The sequence below is a fragment of the Micromonospora sp. WMMD1076 genome, from assembly GCF_029581475.1.
Lineage (GTDB): Bacteria > Actinomycetota > Actinomycetes > Mycobacteriales > Micromonosporaceae > Micromonospora > Micromonospora aurantiaca.
The window spans coordinates 6,247,203-6,261,360 of sequence record NZ_CP120862.1; the positions used below are offsets into that span (position 1 = coordinate 6,247,203).

Below are 14,158 nucleotides of genomic sequence, written 5' to 3' on the forward strand. Positions count from 1 at the left end.
GCGGACACCACAGGGTCGCGGCGTCCGCGCTCCGCACCGCGTTCTCAGTGCCGTTGCAGCGGGCTCTTCGTCTTCGGAAGCGCCTCGATCAGCTCGCGTGGCACGTTGATCGTGTCCGCGACCACCTCCGGCGGGATGTTCGCCAGCCACTGGGCGAGCGACACGTCCTCGAACTTCGCGGTCCGGAACAGCTCCAGGTAGACGAAGGGCTTGTCACCGATGTTCTCGATGTAGTGGCCCATCGAGATCGGCACGTAGCCGACGTCGCCGGTCTCCATGTTGAAGGTGCGCGCGGTGCCGTGGTTGGCGAAGACGCCCATGCGTCCCTTGCCCGAGATCACGTACTGCATCTCCGCGCCGTTCGGGTGCCAGTGCAGTTCCCGCATCGCGCCGGGTTCGATCTCCACCATGGCGACTGTGGTGGTGATCGCCGCGGCGAAGTTGCTCGAATCGGCGATGCGTACGCTGCCGCCCTCGAACTTCTCCGGCGTCTGGGCGAGCAGGCTGTGCTTGAACGTCCGGGGCACGTCGCCGGTGGGGCTGAAGACGCGGTCCTCGGCCAGCGGCGGCGGGCTCTGCCCCGGGAAGATGTAGCGCTCGGACTCGGGCGGGAAGTTGGCCATCTGCTGCATCGTCCAGCCGAAGTTCTTGGCGATGACCTCCTTCGGCACGTGCGAGAAGAAGTCCGTGAGCTGGAACGTGGCGTCCTCGGAGTAGCAGCCGTCGTCGAAGACGAGCAGGAACTCCACGCCCTCGTCGTGCGCCTGGATGTGGTGCGGGATGCCGGCCGGGAAGTACCAGAGGTCGCCGGCCTTGACGTCCTCCAGGAAGTTGCGGCCCTCCTGGTCCACGGCGGCGATCCGGCAGCTGCCGGTGAGGACGAAGGCCCACTCGGACTGGATGTGCCAGTGCAGCTCCCGGTACGCGCCGGGGTTGAGCTTCATGTCCACGATCGCCAGGTCGTGGGCGATCGGCAGGAGACGGTTGGTGACCTCCCGGGTCCAGCCGCCGCTCTCCTGCCGGGTGTGCGCCAGCGAGAACGGGAACACCAGGTTCGGCATGAGCCCGTTGTCGGTCGACGGCGGATGCACCAGGTCGGGGTGTGACTGGTCGATCGCCGGATTCCGCGGGACCGTGCCGACCATCTGGTGGTCCTTGGGCGATCCCATTCCGGCACGGTCAGTGGATCGGGGCATGACGGATTTCCTTCCGGGTGTGGGCCGCCGATTCGGCGGCCCGGGACGGGACGAACATCGCCCGCAGGTGTTCCGGGCTCTGAAAGGCCACCGCGAGCGGAATCGCGACACAGAGGAACAGCGACGCCGCGATGCTCCAGACCGGGGCATCCGTGGCGACTCCGGCGACGGTCAGCGCCGCGATCGAATAGAACGTGGCGCGGATTCTGGCGACGGGGAGCACGAACATGCGCTCGGCCTCCTTCGGCTTCGAGTCTCGGCGTCGAGACGCAATTGCGATGCTGCCGAACCGGGCGCCGTTGGTGAATAACGCGATCGCGCCATTCATCGGAAAGCGACAGGAGCCTCTGGAAACGGCTTTCCCGGCGCATCCGCTCAGCTCGCGTCGCAACCGTTTCACCAGCCCGGTCCAGGGGTAGGGAGGGCGATGTCCAATAACGCGGAGAATCGCTGGCGGGTGGGGGAACACGACTTCCACATACCGTTTCTGGCACTTGCGCTCTCCACCGGCCTCGCCGGTGTGGTGGACGCCTTCTCGTTCCTCAAGTACAAGGTGTTCGTGGGTATCCAGACCGGCAACGTGGTGTTCGTCGGAATGGGTGCCGCCGATCACCTGCCGGCATGGCCGTCCGCGCTGGCGTCACTTGTCGCGTTCGGCCTGGGCGGCCTGCTCGGCGCCGGGATCCGCCGCGTGCGCCCGGCCGGCCCGCTCACCCCGCCGGGCATGGAACTGCTCGCCATGCTGGCGCTGCTCGTCCTCTGGGGGCTGGTGGACCGGTCCCTCGACTCGGGGCGCGACTCGCTGACCGAGCGCACGATCCTGACCGCGCTGCTGGCGTTCCCGGTCGGCATCCTCGGCGGGCTCGTCGTCCGCACGTTCGGCGTGCAGACCGCCACGTCGTACCAGACCGGCACCGTGCTGCGCACCACGAAGGGCATCGCCGACTGGGTGTTCGAGCCGGAGGGCCGCAGCGCGGCCCTCCGGCTCGCCGCGACCGGCCTGCTGTGCCTGGTCAGCTACGCGATCGGCGGGTTCGTCGGCGCGGCCACCGAGACCCGCCCGATCTGGACGATGATCGTCACCTGGGCGCTGGCCGTGGTGCTCATCGCGTTCACCTGGGGCAAGCGGCCACCGGCGACGGCGACCAGGCGCCGCTGACGCGGACCGGCGTCACTCGGCCTCGCGGCGGGCCTTCGCGCGGCGCTTGCCCTCGTGCATCGCCTGCACCCGGGCCACCGGGATGGTCCGCCCCTGCTCGACCAGGTCCGCCGGCAGGCGCTGCGGCGCGGGCAGCGCCTCCGCCCAGGGATCCCGGTCACCCAGCAGGCCCGGCACGGTCCGCACGGTGAAGTCGGCCGGGCTCGCGCTCTCCAGGCCGGTCCAGCCCACCGGGTACGACACCGGGGTGCCGGGCCGGATCCGCGGGCTGTAGGCGGCCACCACCGTCGCGCCGTACGCCCGCGTGGAGTCGACGAAGACGCGGCCGCCGCGGTCGGCGACGATGAACGCGGTGGTCGCGGCCGCCGGGTCGAGCCGTTCGGTACGGGCGGCGAGCGCCCGGGTCGCGGCGGCGGCCTCCTCCGCCGTGGTGGCCGGATCCACCGGTACGACCACGTGCAGCCCCTTGGCGCCGCTCGTCTTCACCGCGCCGGCGAGCCCGGCGTCGGTGAGCGCCTGCCGCACCAGCAGCGCGACCCGCACCACGGCGCCGAACGCGTCCCCCTCCGGCGGGTCCAGGTCGAGCACCAGGTGGGACGGGTGCTCGGGGGCACCGGCGCGGGCCAGCGTCGGGTGGTACTCCACCGCCCGCTGGTTGGCGAACCAGAGCAGCGTCCGCCGGTCGTCGCAGAGCGCGTACGAGATCCGCCGGTGCGACGCCTCCGCCCACACGTCGGTGCGGCGGACCCAGTCGGGCGTGTACTTCGGCAGGTTCTTCTGCATGAACGGCTCCTGGCCGGGCCGTACCCGCAGCACCGACAGCGGCCGGTCCCGCAGTTCCGGCAGGATCCGGTCGCCCGTCGCGTCGAGGTAGTCGACCAGGTCGCGTTTGGTCGCCCCGGCGCCGTCGAACAGCGGCTGGTCGAGGTTGGTCAGCGGCACTCCGGCCCGGGTCTCGTCGGCGGCGCCCATCGGACCACCATCCCGGGCCGGGCCCGGCTCGGCAACCCCGACACGGCGCCCGGCGCGCCGCACCGGCCGGCACCTGCGACGATCGGGGCGTGGGTGAGGCGGAGTCGGAGCGGTGCGGACCGGACGCGGCGGAGCAGGCGAGCGCCTGCACCGTGCGGGAGGCGCTGGACCGGGTCGGCGGCAAGTGGGCCATCGGCATCCTGATCGCCGCCTCGGCCGGCCCGGTCCGCTTCACCGAGCTGGAACGCCGGGTGGAGGGGATCAGCCGGCGGATGCTCACGCTGACGCTGCGCAACCTGGAGCGGGACGGGCTGCTGGACCGGCACGTGCATTCCACGGTGCCGCCGAAGGTGGAGTACGCGGCCACGCCGATGGCCCGGGAGCTGTACGAGTCGCTGGTGGCGCTGACGAGTTGGGCCGAGCGGCACCGCGAGGCGATCAGCGCGGCCCGGGCCGAGTACGACCGCAGGCACGGCGGCCCGCCGGCCTGACCTGCGGAAACCGGCTGTTGTGGCGAACGCCACGCGGCGGATCTGACCGATCGGTCAGCACCTGACCGATCGGTCAGGCATGCTGGAGGACATGGCGCGACCGACCACCGCCACCCACGACGAGCTGCTGGCCGCGGCCGCTCGCCGGTTCGCCGTCACCGGGTACAAGGGCACCTCGCTGCAGGACATCGCCCGCGATGTCGGCTGCTCCAAGGCGACGGTGCTCTACCACTTCGCCAGCAAGGACGCCCTGCTCTGCGAGCTGATGGCCCCGGCCATCACGATGCTGGAGGAGCTGGACCTCCGCATCGCCGCGCACACCGGCGCCGAGGCCCAACGCGTCGCCGCGGACGGCTTCGTCGACCTGGCGGTCCGCTTCCGCCGGGAGATCGCGCTGCTCCGGGGCGAGTTCCCCGACCTGCTCCAGCAGCCCGCGTTCGCCCACATCCAGCAGATCTCCGAACGACTCGTCGCCGCCTTCTCCGGCTTCTCCGACCGTCCGGAGGCACGCGTCGCGGCGCTCGTCGTGCTCGCCGGCATCGCCGAGACCTGCGGCGAGTTCCTGGACATCCCTGACGAACAGCTGCGACCCGCGCTGCTCGCCGTGGCGTACCGCGCGCTCGAAGTCACCACCTGATCCGTTTCTGCGAGGACAAGGAAGGTCCATGGCGACCCTGCTGTACCGGCTCGGCCGGGCATCCCTGCGCCGGCGGCGACTCGTCGCCGTCGTCTGGCTCGTCGTACTCGTCGGACTCGGCCTGGCCGCGGCCACGCTGAAGGGCCCGACGGCGAGCAACTTCACCATGCCGGGCACCGAGTCGCAGAAGGCGATCGACCTGCTCGCCGACCGCTTCCCGGCGGCCAGCGGCGCCACCGGCACGATCGCGATCAAGGCGCCGCAGGACGGCGCGCTGACCTCACCCGCCGGACAGGCGGTGGTCAAGCAGGTCACGCAGGAGGCGGCCACGCTCCCCGGCGTGGTCGGCGCGGTCGACCCGTACCAGGCGCAGGCGCTCACCCCGGACGGCCGGTACGCGCTGATCCAGGTGCAGTTCGCCGGCGGCGCTGACGAGGTGACCGACGAGCAGCGCGACGCGTACGAGAAGGTCGGCGCGCAGGCCGAGGCGCAGGGCTGGCAGATCGCCTCCGGCGGCGAGGTGCTCAACGGTGAGCCGGAGGTCGGCTCGACCGAGGCGATCGGCGTGCTGGTCGCGGCGATCGTCCTGGTGATCACGTTCGGCTCGCTCGTGGCGGCCGGGATGACCATGCTGAACGCGCTCATCGGCGTCGGCGTCGGCATGGCCGGTCTGTTCGCGCTCAGCGGCGCGGTCGAGCTGACCAGCACCGCGCCGATCCTGGCGCTGATGCTCGGCCTCGCGGTCGGCATCGACTACTCGCTGTTCATCACCTCCCGGCACCGGCAGAACCTGCTCGACGGGCTCTCGCCGGAGGAGGCGGTCGGCCGTGCGGTCGGCACCGCCGGCTCGGCCGTGGTCTTCGCCGGCGCGACGGTCGTGGTGGCGCTCGCTGGCCTTGCCGTGGTGGGCATCCCGTTCCTCACCGTGATGGGCCTGGCCGCCGCCGGCACCGTCACAGTGGCCGTGCTGGTGGCGATCACGCTGGCCCCGGCGCTGCTCGGCTTCGCCGGACACAAGGTGCTGCCGCGCAAGCTGCGCGACCGCAAGGCGGTCGAGGACCCGACCACCGGCTCGGAGGACCGCTCCGGCTTCGGCTTCCGCTGGGCCCGGTGGGTGACCAAACTGCGCATCCCGGTGATCCTGGTCGGGCTGCTCGGCCTCGGCCTGCTCGCGATCCCGGCGCAGGACATGCGCCTGGCGCTGCCGGACGCCTCCGCCGCCGCCGAGGGCACCCCGGCCCGGGTCAGCAGCGACCTGATCCGTGAGGGCTTCGGCCCCGGCTTCACCGGCCGGCTCGCGGTCGTGGTGACCGCCGACTCGCCGCAGGCCACCCAGGCCGCCATCCCGCAGGTGACGGCGCTGGTCCAGAAGACCGACGGGGTGCTGGCCGTGGCCCCGCCGCAGGTCGACCCGTCGGGGCGCACCGCGCTGATCGGGGTGATCCCGAAGACCGGGCCGACCGAGGAGGCCACCGAGACGGTCGTGCACGACATCCGCAAGCAGGTGTCGGGCATCCAGAACGCCGACGTGCTGCTCACCGGCGTCACCGCGGTCGGCATCGACGTGTCGGAGAAGCTCTCCGACGCGCTGCCGGTCTACCTGCTACTGGTGGTGGGCCTGTCGATCCTGCTGCTGATGCTGGTGTTCCGGTCGATCCTGGTGCCGGTCAAGGCGGCGCTGGGCTTCCTGCTCACCGTGGCGGCCACGTTCGGCATCACCGTGGCGGTGTTCCAGCAGGGCCACCTGGCCGACCTGGTCGGCCTGGACACCCCGGCCCCGCTGGTCAGCTTCCTGCCGATCCTGCTCATCGGCATCCTGTTCGGCCTGGCCATGGACTACGAGGTCTTCCTGGTCTCCCGGATGCGCGAGGACTTCGTGCACGGCGACACCGCCCAGCAGGCCACCATCAACGGCATGGGGCACGGCGCCCGGGTGGTCACCGCCGCCGCACTCATCATGATCTCGGTGTTCGGCGGCTTCGTCTTCCTGGAGGACCCGATCATCAAGTCGATGGGCTTCGCGCTCGCGATCGGTGTCGCCATCGACGCGTTCGTGGTCCGGATGACGATCGTGCCGGCGGTGATGTCGCTGCTGAACAACGCCGCCTGGTGGCTGCCGCGCTGGCTGAACAAGATCCTGCCCAACGTGGACGTCGAGGGTGAGGGCCTGCGCGCCCACCTCGCCGAGAAGCAGCACGCGAACGTGTGATCCGCACGGGTGGGGCCCAGCCGGGCCCCACCCGTCACACACCCGCCGGATACGTCTCCATCTCACCGGGCGTGACGCACGTCGGCAGCGGATGCAGCGCCGTGGCCTCGTCGCACCAGATGAACGCGTCGTAGCGCTCACCCAGCCGGGTCGGCACGTAGTTGCCCCAGGACTCGAAGCTCGGGTCGTACACCACCCCGATGGCCCGGTGGTCCGCCTCGCCGGTCACCCACTCCGGCTGGTCGTCGCCGCCGAAGACCAGCACCGCCCGGTCCGGCATCAGCTCGTGCAGCCGATGCTCCACCGAGCCCTCCCGGGCCGGCGGCACCACCATCGTCTCGGCCGGTGAGCCCCAGCGCGGCGCGGCCACCACGCTGCCGCGCCAGCTCCCGAAGCCGATCAGCGCCACCGCGTCCCGGCCGTGCCGTTCCCGGCCGAGCTGCCCGATGTTGACCATGCCGTCCGCCGCCATGTCGGTGGCCCGGGCATCGCCGACGTGCGTGTTGTGCGCCCACACGATGCCCCGCGAGCCCGGCCCGTACCGGTCGAGCAGCCGGTCGAGCGTGTCGGCCATGTGGACGTCGCGGACGTTCCACGACTCGGGGCCGCCGCCGACCATGGCCCGGTAGTACCGCTCCGCGCCGGCCACCACCTCCGCGTTCTGCCAGGCCGAGAAGCGGTCCGGGCCGTCCGCGGCGGCCTGTTCCCGGGTACGCGCCAGCAGCCGGACCACCTCCTCCTCGCACCGGGCGGAGACGAACCGGCTGGCCGTTCCGTACTCCTCGGCCCGCTTGCCGTACGGCTCGAAGCAGCGGTACGCCTCCTGGGCCGCCTCCAGCGAGGCCGGATCCTCCTCACCGAGGTAGTCGAAGATGGCCTGCATCGACTCCCAGAGGGAATACACGTCCAGCCCGTGGAAGCCGGCCCGCTCCCCCTCGGGGCGTTCCAGGTTCCACGCCCGCAGCCAGCGGCAGAAGCGGGCCACCTCGGCGTTCGCCCACATCCAGGTGGGCCAGCGTTCGAACCGTTCCAGCGCGGCGAGCGGGTCGGCCGGCCCGTCCGGGGCGCCCACCACCGATCGGTGCACCCGGTCGCAGTCCGGCCAGTCCCCCTCCACCGCCACGAAGTCGAACCCCTGTTCGGCGATGAGCCGCCGGGTCAACTGCTCCCGCAGCCGGTAGTAGTCGTAGCTGCCGTGCGTCGCCTCGCCGATCATCACCACCCGGGCGTCCCGTACGCGGTCCAGCAAGGGGTCGAAGTCGCTCGGCGCGCCGAGCCGCTGTACCAGCATGTCAGCGGCTACCCGGGGCCCGTCGGGGCAAACCGCCGCCGCCGGGTCCGGCGGCGGGCGCACAACGGCGGCGCACAACGGCGGGCGCACGCGGCGGGCGCGGCGGGCGTACGCGGCGGCGGGCGTACGGCGGACGCGGTCCGGACCCGGCGGCGGCATGGCGCCGGGCTCAGTGGGTAGCCGGGCGGCATGACCGTCACCGGTGCGCAGTTGCGGGAGTTCCTGGCCGGGCTCGACTACCCGGTCTCGCGGGAGGATCTGGTCCGCTGGGGCCAGGAGAACGGTGCCGGCACCGAGGCGCTGCAGGCGCTGCGGTCCCTCCCGGCCGAGGAGTTCCACACCGCCACCGAGCTGGGCGAGGCGCTGGTCATGCTGGCCGACGCCTGACCGGCGGGTGTTAAGCGGGGGCCCCTCCTCTACCGGAGGCGTTAAGAAGGGGCCCTTCCTTACAGGTCGACCGTGCGGCCCTGGGCGCGGGCGGTCTGCGCGGCGTCCAGCACCGCCACCACCTCGCGGCCGAACCGCACGTCGCAGCGGTGGTCGCGGGTGCCCGAGTCGACCTCCTCCAGCAGCTGGTCGAGCGCGGCGCCGAACGCCTGGAGCGCGCTGCCGTCGCCGGGCGGGACGGTCTCGGTGCCGTTCTCGCCGAAGAAGACGAAATCCCGGGTGACCGCCTCGGACGGCGCGTCCAGGGTGAGCGAGAGCGAACTGGTCGCGCCGCCGTCGTGGGTGAGCAGCAGGTGCACCAGGCCGCTCGGGCCGTCCATCGCGGCGACCCGGGTGACCCGGCCGAGCACCGGCAGGATCAGCGACAACGCGTGCGGGCCGATGTCCCAGAGCGCGCCGTGCTCCCGCCGCCAGGTCGAGTCGCCGTACGGGTTCCCGGGCTGGAAGATCGACGCGAACATGGTGGCGCGGGCGTGCTGCCAGCCGCCGGCCGCCGCGGTCGAGGCGAGGAAACCGGTGACGTTCGGGTGGAAGCGCTGGGTGAAGAAGACCACCGAGGCCACCCCGGACGCCTGCGCCGCGTCGACCACCCGGTCGGCGTCGGCGAGGTCGAGCGCCAGCGGCTTGTCCAGCAGCAGGTGCCGCCCGGCGGTGGCGGCCCGCACGGCGATGTCGGCCTGCACGTCCGGCGGGAGCGCCACGGCGACCGCGTCGCAGGCGTCGATGAGAGCGTCGACGTCGGTGAAGGCCGGTACGCCGTGCCGGGTGGCCAGTTCCTCCGCCTTCGCCGGGTTGCGCCCCCAGACGCCGGCGAGCCGGGCCCGCGGGTGCGCCTCGATGGCCGCGGCGTGCGTCTCCGCCGCCCAGTAACCCGTGCCGAACAAACCGAACCGCACCCCGACCCCCTGCCGTCGACGTCCGTCACCGGCGTACGCCGGGACCGTGATCCACGCTAGTCCCCCGGCCCGTCCGGCGCGCCCCGACCCGGCGGGCGAGCCGCTACTACACCGGTTAGTAGGCTGTGCCGGTGAACGACACCGTGTCGACGACCAGCGCGGCGGCCGCCTCTCCGGTGGACGGACCGCTCGCCACGGTCGCGATCGTGATCTCGCTGGCCGTCGCCGTCTGGGCCGTGGTGGCGGCGGTACGCCACCGGCCGCCGGACCGGATCCAGTTCGCCGGCCTCGCCGTGCTGGAGGTGGCGCTGCTCGCGCTCGCCGTGACGGCGCTCGTCGCGCTCGGCGGCGGCGAGCGGCCGGGCGAGCCGGGCGCGTTCTTCGGCTACCTGGCGACGCTCGTCTGCCTGCCGCCGCTGGCCTGGGTGCTGGCCCGGATGGAGCCGACCCGCTGGGGCTCGGGCATCGTCTGCGCCATCTGCCTGGTCACGCCCGTGGTGGCGGTACGGCTCCAGCAGACCTGGGAGGCCCTCGGTGGCTGAGACCACGACCGCGCACGAGCAGCGCGCCACCAACCGGGGGCCGGGGCGGCTGCTGATCGCCGTCTACATCCTCTTCGCCATCGCCGCGACCTCGCGGGCGGGCTTGCAGATCGCCACGAAGTTCGACGAGGCGCCGGTGGCGTACCTGCTCTCCGCGCTCGCCGCGTTGATCTACATCGTGGCAGCGGTCGGGCTGGCCCGCGGCGGGCACACCGGCCGCCGGATCGCGCTCGCCTGCTGCACGGTCGAACTGGCCGGGGTGCTCGGGGTGGGCGTGCTGAGCATCGCCGACAAGGAGCTGTTCCCGGACGAGACGGTCTGGTCCGGTTTCGGCAGCGGCTACGGCTACGTGCCGCTGGTGCTGCCGGTGCTCGGCCTGTTCTGGCTCTGGCGCACCCGGCGCGACCCCGCCTGAGCGGGCCCGCGCCGGGTGAGGCCGGTCAGTCCTTCGGGCCGCCGGCGACGTAGATGACCTGGCCGGAGACGAACGACGCCCCCTCGCTGGCCAGGAACGAGATGGTGTGCGCGACGTCCTCCGGGCGGCCGGGACGGCGGACCGGGATCTCGGCGGCGGCGTGCTTCTGGAGATCGTCGAAGTCGACCTTCATCCGCGCCGCGGTCGCCGCGGTCATGTCGGTGACGATGAAGCCCGGCGCGACCGCGTTGACTGTCACCCCGAACGGGCCCAGCTCGATCGCCAGCGTCTTGGTGAAGCCCTGGAGGCCGGCCTTGGCGGCCGAGTAGTTCGCCTGGCCCCGGTTGCCGAGCGCGGAGGTGCTGGACAGGTTGACGATCCGGCCCCACTTCGCCTCGACCATGTGCTTCTGCGCGGCCTGGCTGAACAGGAACGCCCCGCGCAGGTGCACGCCCATGACCGTGTCCCAGTCGCCGTCGGTCATCTTGAACAGCAGGTTGTCGCGCAGCACACCGGCGTTGTTGACGAGCACTGTCGGTGCGCCCAGTTCGGCGGCGATCCGCTCGACGGCGGCCTCGACCTGGGTCCGGTCGGACACGTCGGCGCCGACGCCGAGAGCCCGGCCGCCGGCCGAGCCGATGGCGTCCACCGTCTCCTTGGTGGCGGACTCGTCGATGTCGACCACGGCGACGGCCATGCCGTCGGCCGCCAGCCGGCGGGCGGTCGCCGCCCCGATGCCGCGCGCGGCTCCGGTGACGATGGCGACGCGGGGCTCCTCCGACATGCTTACCTCCCGGTAACTTGTGGCTCGATCGGAGGAGCTTAACCCGCCGGTACGCCGCCCCTACCGCTCGTGGCCCCGGCGGAGCCGGATCCACCGGTAGCCGTACCCGCCGAGCTTGAGCCGGTCGAGCTTGCCCACGTCCTCGTAGTTGCGGTCGCCGAGCACGTCGATCGGCAGGTCCGCCTCCGGCGCCAGCGTGCTCAGGTCGACCTCGACGTCTTCGGTGCCGAGGTTGTGCAGGAAGACCATGGTCCCGGTACGACCGTCGGCGCGGTGCGCGAGCACGCCCGGCGGCATCGGCACGTCGATGTGGGTGGTGCTGCCCGAGCCGGTCTCCGGCGCCTCGCGCAGCGTCCGGATCATCCGCTCGAACCAGCCGAGCAGCGACCGCGGATCCTTGCGCTGGGCGGTGACGTTGACGTTCTGGTAGCCGTACTCGCCCTTGTCGATCACCGGGCGGATCAGCTTCTCCGGCTCGGCTGTGGAGAAGCCGGCGTTGTCGGCGTACGACCACTGCATCGGCGTACGGATCGCGTCGCGCCCGTCCAGCGACAGGTCCTCCCCCATGCCGATCTCCTCGCCGTAGCGCAGCACCGGCGTGCCGCGCAGCGAGAACTGGAGCGAGTACGCCAGCTCCATGTGCCGGCGGTCGTTGCCGAGCATGGGTGCGAGCCGCCGGCGGATGCCCCGGCCGTAGAGCTGCATGTCCTCGTCCGGCCCGAACTTCGCCAGCACGTCGTTGCGCTGGTCGGCGGTGAGCCGGGACAGGTCGATCTCGTCGTGGTTGCGCAGGAACGTCGCCCACTGGCCGCCGGTGGGCAGCTTCGGGGTGTCGCGCAACGCCTCGATGATCACCTCCGGGTCCTCGCGGGCCAGGGCGAGCATCAGCCGGCCGTTGAGCATGAAGTCGAAGAGCATGTGGATCCGGTTGCCCGAGCCGCTGCCGTCGCCGAAGTAGACCGGCAGCTCGTCCGGCTCGACGTTCGCCTCGGCGAGCAGGCCGCGTCGCCGCGCCGCCACTGCACGTGCTGGCGCAGGTCGGTGAGGAAGTCGAAGTCCTTCGGCGAGTTCGGGTTGCCCGGCTCGGTGCGCTCGATGATGAACGGCACCGCGTCCATCCGGAAACCGGAGACGCCGAGCTGGAGCCAGAACGAGGTGATCTTCTTGATCTCCGCTCGGACCCGCGGGTTCTCGATGTTCAGGTCCGGCTGGAACTTGTAGAAGCGGTGGTAGTACCACGCCTTGGCGGTCCGGTCGTAGGTCCACGTCTCGTGCTGCTCGCCGGGGAAGACCATGCCCTGGTGGCGGTCGTCCGGCTCGTGGTCGGCCCAGACGTACCAGTCCCGGTACGGCGAGTCGGGCGAGGACCGGGCGGACTGGAACCACGGGTGCTGGTCCGAGGTGTGGTTGACGACCAGGTCGATGATCACCCGGATGCCCCTGTTGCTCGCCTGGTGCAGCAGTTCGGCGAAGTCGCCGAGCGTGCCCAGGCGCGGGTCGACGTTGTAGAAGTCGGTCGCGTCGTACCCGTCGTCCTCGTTGGGCGAGGGGTGGATCGGGTTCAGCCACAGGCAGGTCACCCCGAGCCGGGCCAGGTAGTCCAGCCGGCCGATCAGCCCCTGGAAGTCACCCACCCCGTCGCCGTCGGAGTCCGCGTACGTGTCGACGTCGAGGCAGTAGACGACCGCCTCCTGATACCACCTGTCACCCATGCGGCTACTACTTGTCCGAACGCGCGCGGCGGCAAACCCGGTACGGTGCCGGGATGAGCGAGGAGGCGTACGACTGGTCCGCCGGCACCTGGCTGAACCCGCCGGAGCGGGCCGAGCCGGTCGACGGCGGCCTCCTGGTCGAGCCGCGCGGCGGCAGCGACTTCTGGCGGCGCACCAGCTACGGCTTCGTGCACGACGACGGCTCGGCGCTGCTCGCGCCGTTCGGCGTGGACAGCGCCGTGGAGGTGTCGTTCCGGCTCGACTACTCGGCCCAGTTCGACCAGGCCGGCGTGCTGGTCCGGGTGGACGAGCGGCGGTGGACCAAGGCCGGGGTCGAGGTGAGCGACGGTTCGCCGCAGGTGGGCGCAGTGGTCACCGACGAGTTCTCCGACTGGTCGGTGGCGCCGGTGCCGGACTGGTCGGGCCGGGAGGTGACGGTCCGGGTGAGCCGGGCCGGCGACGCGCTCACCGTGCGGGCCCGGTGCGAGGACGAGCCGTGGCGGCTGGTCCGCGTCGCCCCGCTCGATCCGGCGGCGCGGGCCTCGGCCGGGCCGTACTGCTGCTCGCCCAGCCGGGGCGGCCTGCTGGTCCGCTTCACCGGCTGGCGGCGGGGTCCGGTGGACGCCGCGCTGCACCCGGAGGGCTGAGTCACAGGTGTGACAGCCGCCTGTCCGGGTAACACCTTCGGATCTCCGGCTCTCGCGTGGAAGGACCGCCATGGCCCTGGCCCAGGACGTCGACCCGAACCAGTTCACCGGGCTGACCGGCTGGGTGGCGAGCGTGATCGACTCGTTCGGCGCGGTCGGTGTGGCGCTGCTGGTGGCGCTGGAGAGCATCATCCCGCCGATCCCGAGCGAGATCGTGCTGGCGATGGCCGGCTACCTGTCCGCCGAGGGCCGGTTCAACGTGGTGTTCATCGTGGTCGCCGCGACAGTCGGCTCGCTGCTCGGCGCGCTGGTGCTCTACTGGCTCGGTGCGGCCCTCGGCGAGGAGCGGCTGAAGCGCTGGCTGGACCACATCCCGCTGGTCGACCTGGAGGATCTGGAGAAGGCCGACCGCTGGTTCGAGCGGCACGGCCGGTGGGCGGTGCTGATCGGCCGGGTGGTGCCGGTGGTGCGCAGCCTGGTCTCGATCCCGGCCGGCGCCAACCGGATGCCGCTGGGCGAGTTCATCCTGCTCACCACGCTCGGCAGCGGGGTGTGGAACGCCCTGATCGTCGGCGCCGGGTTCACCCTCGGGTCGCGGTGGGAGGACGTCGACAGGTACAGCCAGTGGTTCAACTACGCGATCTTCGCCGTCTTCGGTTTCATGATCGTGAGCTGGGCGGTGAAGAAGGTGCGCCGGCGGCGCGCCCGGCAGTCGGTGACCACCGGGCGCTGACGGCGTCCTCCGGGTGACGAGTGCGGC

At 72.0% G+C, this 14,158-nt stretch carries 15 protein-coding genes and 1 pseudogene; 9 read left to right on the top strand and 7 right to left on the bottom strand.

Going from position 1 to position 14,158, the window contains the following annotated elements; translation table 11 throughout:
• Positions 1 to 44 precede the first annotated feature (44 nt).
• Positions 45 to 1,169: a cupin domain-containing protein gene (locus tag O7622_RS28230; RefSeq protein ID WP_282311114.1), complete on the bottom strand. Its 1,125-nt coding sequence runs from the start codon at positions 1,167 to 1,169 to the stop codon at positions 45 to 47.
• A gap of 10 nt (positions 1,170 to 1,179) precedes the next feature.
• A complete protein-coding gene (locus O7622_RS28235) occupies positions 1,180 to 1,524 on the bottom strand; it encodes a hypothetical protein (protein ID WP_282311115.1) in 345 nt (114 codons plus the stop codon).
• Between the two features lie 99 nt (positions 1,525 to 1,623).
• On the opposite strand from O7622_RS28235, the gene O7622_RS28240 reads away from it, so the two are divergent.
• Positions 1,624 to 2,355, top strand: a complete 732-nt coding sequence (locus tag O7622_RS28240; RefSeq protein ID WP_282311116.1) for a YoaK family protein — start codon at positions 1,624 to 1,626, stop codon at positions 2,353 to 2,355.
• Positions 2,356 to 2,367: 12 nt separating this feature from the next.
• Here the strand turns inward: O7622_RS28240 and ligD are convergent, their stop codons facing one another.
• Complete coding sequence (gene ligD / locus O7622_RS28245) at positions 2,368 to 3,327, bottom strand: non-homologous end-joining DNA ligase (protein ID WP_282311117.1); 960 nt, start codon at positions 3,325 to 3,327, stop codon at positions 2,368 to 2,370.
• An 89-nt stretch (positions 3,328 to 3,416) separates the two neighbouring features.
• Here ligD and O7622_RS28250 point away from each other — a divergent pair, with 89 nt between their 5' ends.
• The 3 genes from O7622_RS28250 to O7622_RS28260 all read left to right on the top strand — a co-directional run bounded on the left by O7622_RS28250 (position 3,417) and on the right by O7622_RS28260 (position 6,664).
• Entirely contained in the window at positions 3,417 to 3,818 is a 402-nt protein-coding gene (locus O7622_RS28250; RefSeq protein WP_282311118.1) for a helix-turn-helix domain-containing protein, read from the top strand.
• A 91-nt stretch (positions 3,819 to 3,909) separates the two neighbouring features.
• Positions 3,910 to 4,455, top strand: coding sequence for a TetR/AcrR family transcriptional regulator (locus O7622_RS28255; protein ID WP_282311119.1), 546 nt, complete (start codon positions 3,910 to 3,912; stop codon positions 4,453 to 4,455).
• A gap of 28 nt (positions 4,456 to 4,483) precedes the next feature.
• The gene (locus tag O7622_RS28260) at positions 4,484 to 6,664 is read left to right on the top strand and encodes an MMPL family transporter (RefSeq protein WP_282311120.1); all 2,181 of its coding nucleotides are present in this window, start codon (positions 4,484 to 4,486) and stop codon (positions 6,662 to 6,664) included.
• A gap of 34 nt (positions 6,665 to 6,698) precedes the next feature.
• Here the strand turns inward: O7622_RS28260 and O7622_RS28265 are convergent, their stop codons facing one another.
• Positions 6,699 to 7,955 carry an erythromycin esterase family protein gene (locus O7622_RS28265; RefSeq protein WP_013475318.1) on the bottom strand — a complete coding sequence of 419 codons (1,257 nt, stop codon included), beginning with the start codon at positions 7,953 to 7,955 and terminating at the stop codon, positions 6,699 to 6,701.
• 189 nt (positions 7,956 to 8,144) lie between these two features.
• Between O7622_RS28265 and O7622_RS28270 the strand changes: the two genes are divergently transcribed.
• Positions 8,145 to 8,342, top strand: coding sequence for a DUF2795 domain-containing protein (locus O7622_RS28270; RefSeq protein WP_282311121.1), 198 nt, complete (start codon positions 8,145 to 8,147; stop codon positions 8,340 to 8,342).
• Positions 8,343 to 8,401: 59 nt separating this feature from the next.
• On the opposite strand, the gene O7622_RS28275 is transcribed toward O7622_RS28270, so the two are convergent.
• Positions 8,402 to 9,298 carry a Gfo/Idh/MocA family oxidoreductase gene (locus tag O7622_RS28275; protein ID WP_282311122.1) on the bottom strand — a complete coding sequence of 299 codons (897 nt, stop codon included), beginning with the start codon at positions 9,296 to 9,298 and terminating at the stop codon, positions 8,402 to 8,404.
• 125 nt (positions 9,299 to 9,423) lie between these two features.
• On the opposite strand from O7622_RS28275, the gene O7622_RS28280 reads away from it, so the two are divergent.
• Both O7622_RS28280 and O7622_RS28285 read left to right on the top strand, forming a co-directional pair.
• On the top strand, positions 9,424 to 9,840 hold the full coding sequence (locus O7622_RS28280; RefSeq protein WP_282311123.1) for a hypothetical protein: 417 nt from the start codon (positions 9,424 to 9,426) through the stop codon (positions 9,838 to 9,840).
• Positions 9,833 to 10,255 (top strand): hypothetical protein, encoded by a 423-nt coding sequence (locus O7622_RS28285; RefSeq protein ID WP_282311124.1) that lies wholly within the window; start codon positions 9,833 to 9,835, stop codon positions 10,253 to 10,255. Before O7622_RS28280 ends, O7622_RS28285 begins: the two co-directional genes overlap by 8 nt.
• A gap of 25 nt (positions 10,256 to 10,280) precedes the next feature.
• Here O7622_RS28285 and fabG read toward each other — a convergent pair whose 3' ends face one another.
• Positions 10,281 to 11,039 carry a 3-oxoacyl-ACP reductase FabG gene (gene fabG, locus O7622_RS28290; RefSeq protein ID WP_047892017.1) on the bottom strand — a complete coding sequence of 253 codons (759 nt, stop codon included), beginning with the start codon at positions 11,037 to 11,039 and terminating at the stop codon, positions 10,281 to 10,283.
• A 60-nt stretch (positions 11,040 to 11,099) separates the two neighbouring features.
• Positions 11,100 to 12,751 (bottom strand): annotated as a pseudogene (locus O7622_RS28295) (alpha-amylase family protein).
• Between the two features lie 53 nt (positions 12,752 to 12,804).
• Between O7622_RS28295 and O7622_RS28300 the strand changes: the two are divergent.
• On the top strand, positions 12,805 to 13,398 hold the full coding sequence (locus O7622_RS28300) for a DUF1349 domain-containing protein (protein ID WP_282311125.1): 594 nt from the start codon (positions 12,805 to 12,807) through the stop codon (positions 13,396 to 13,398).
• Positions 13,399 to 13,468: 70 nt separating this feature from the next.
• The gene (locus O7622_RS28305; protein WP_282311126.1) at positions 13,469 to 14,131 is read left to right on the top strand and encodes a DedA family protein; all 663 of its coding nucleotides are present in this window, start codon (positions 13,469 to 13,471) and stop codon (positions 14,129 to 14,131) included.
• The last annotated feature ends 27 nt before the right edge of the window (positions 14,132 to 14,158 follow it).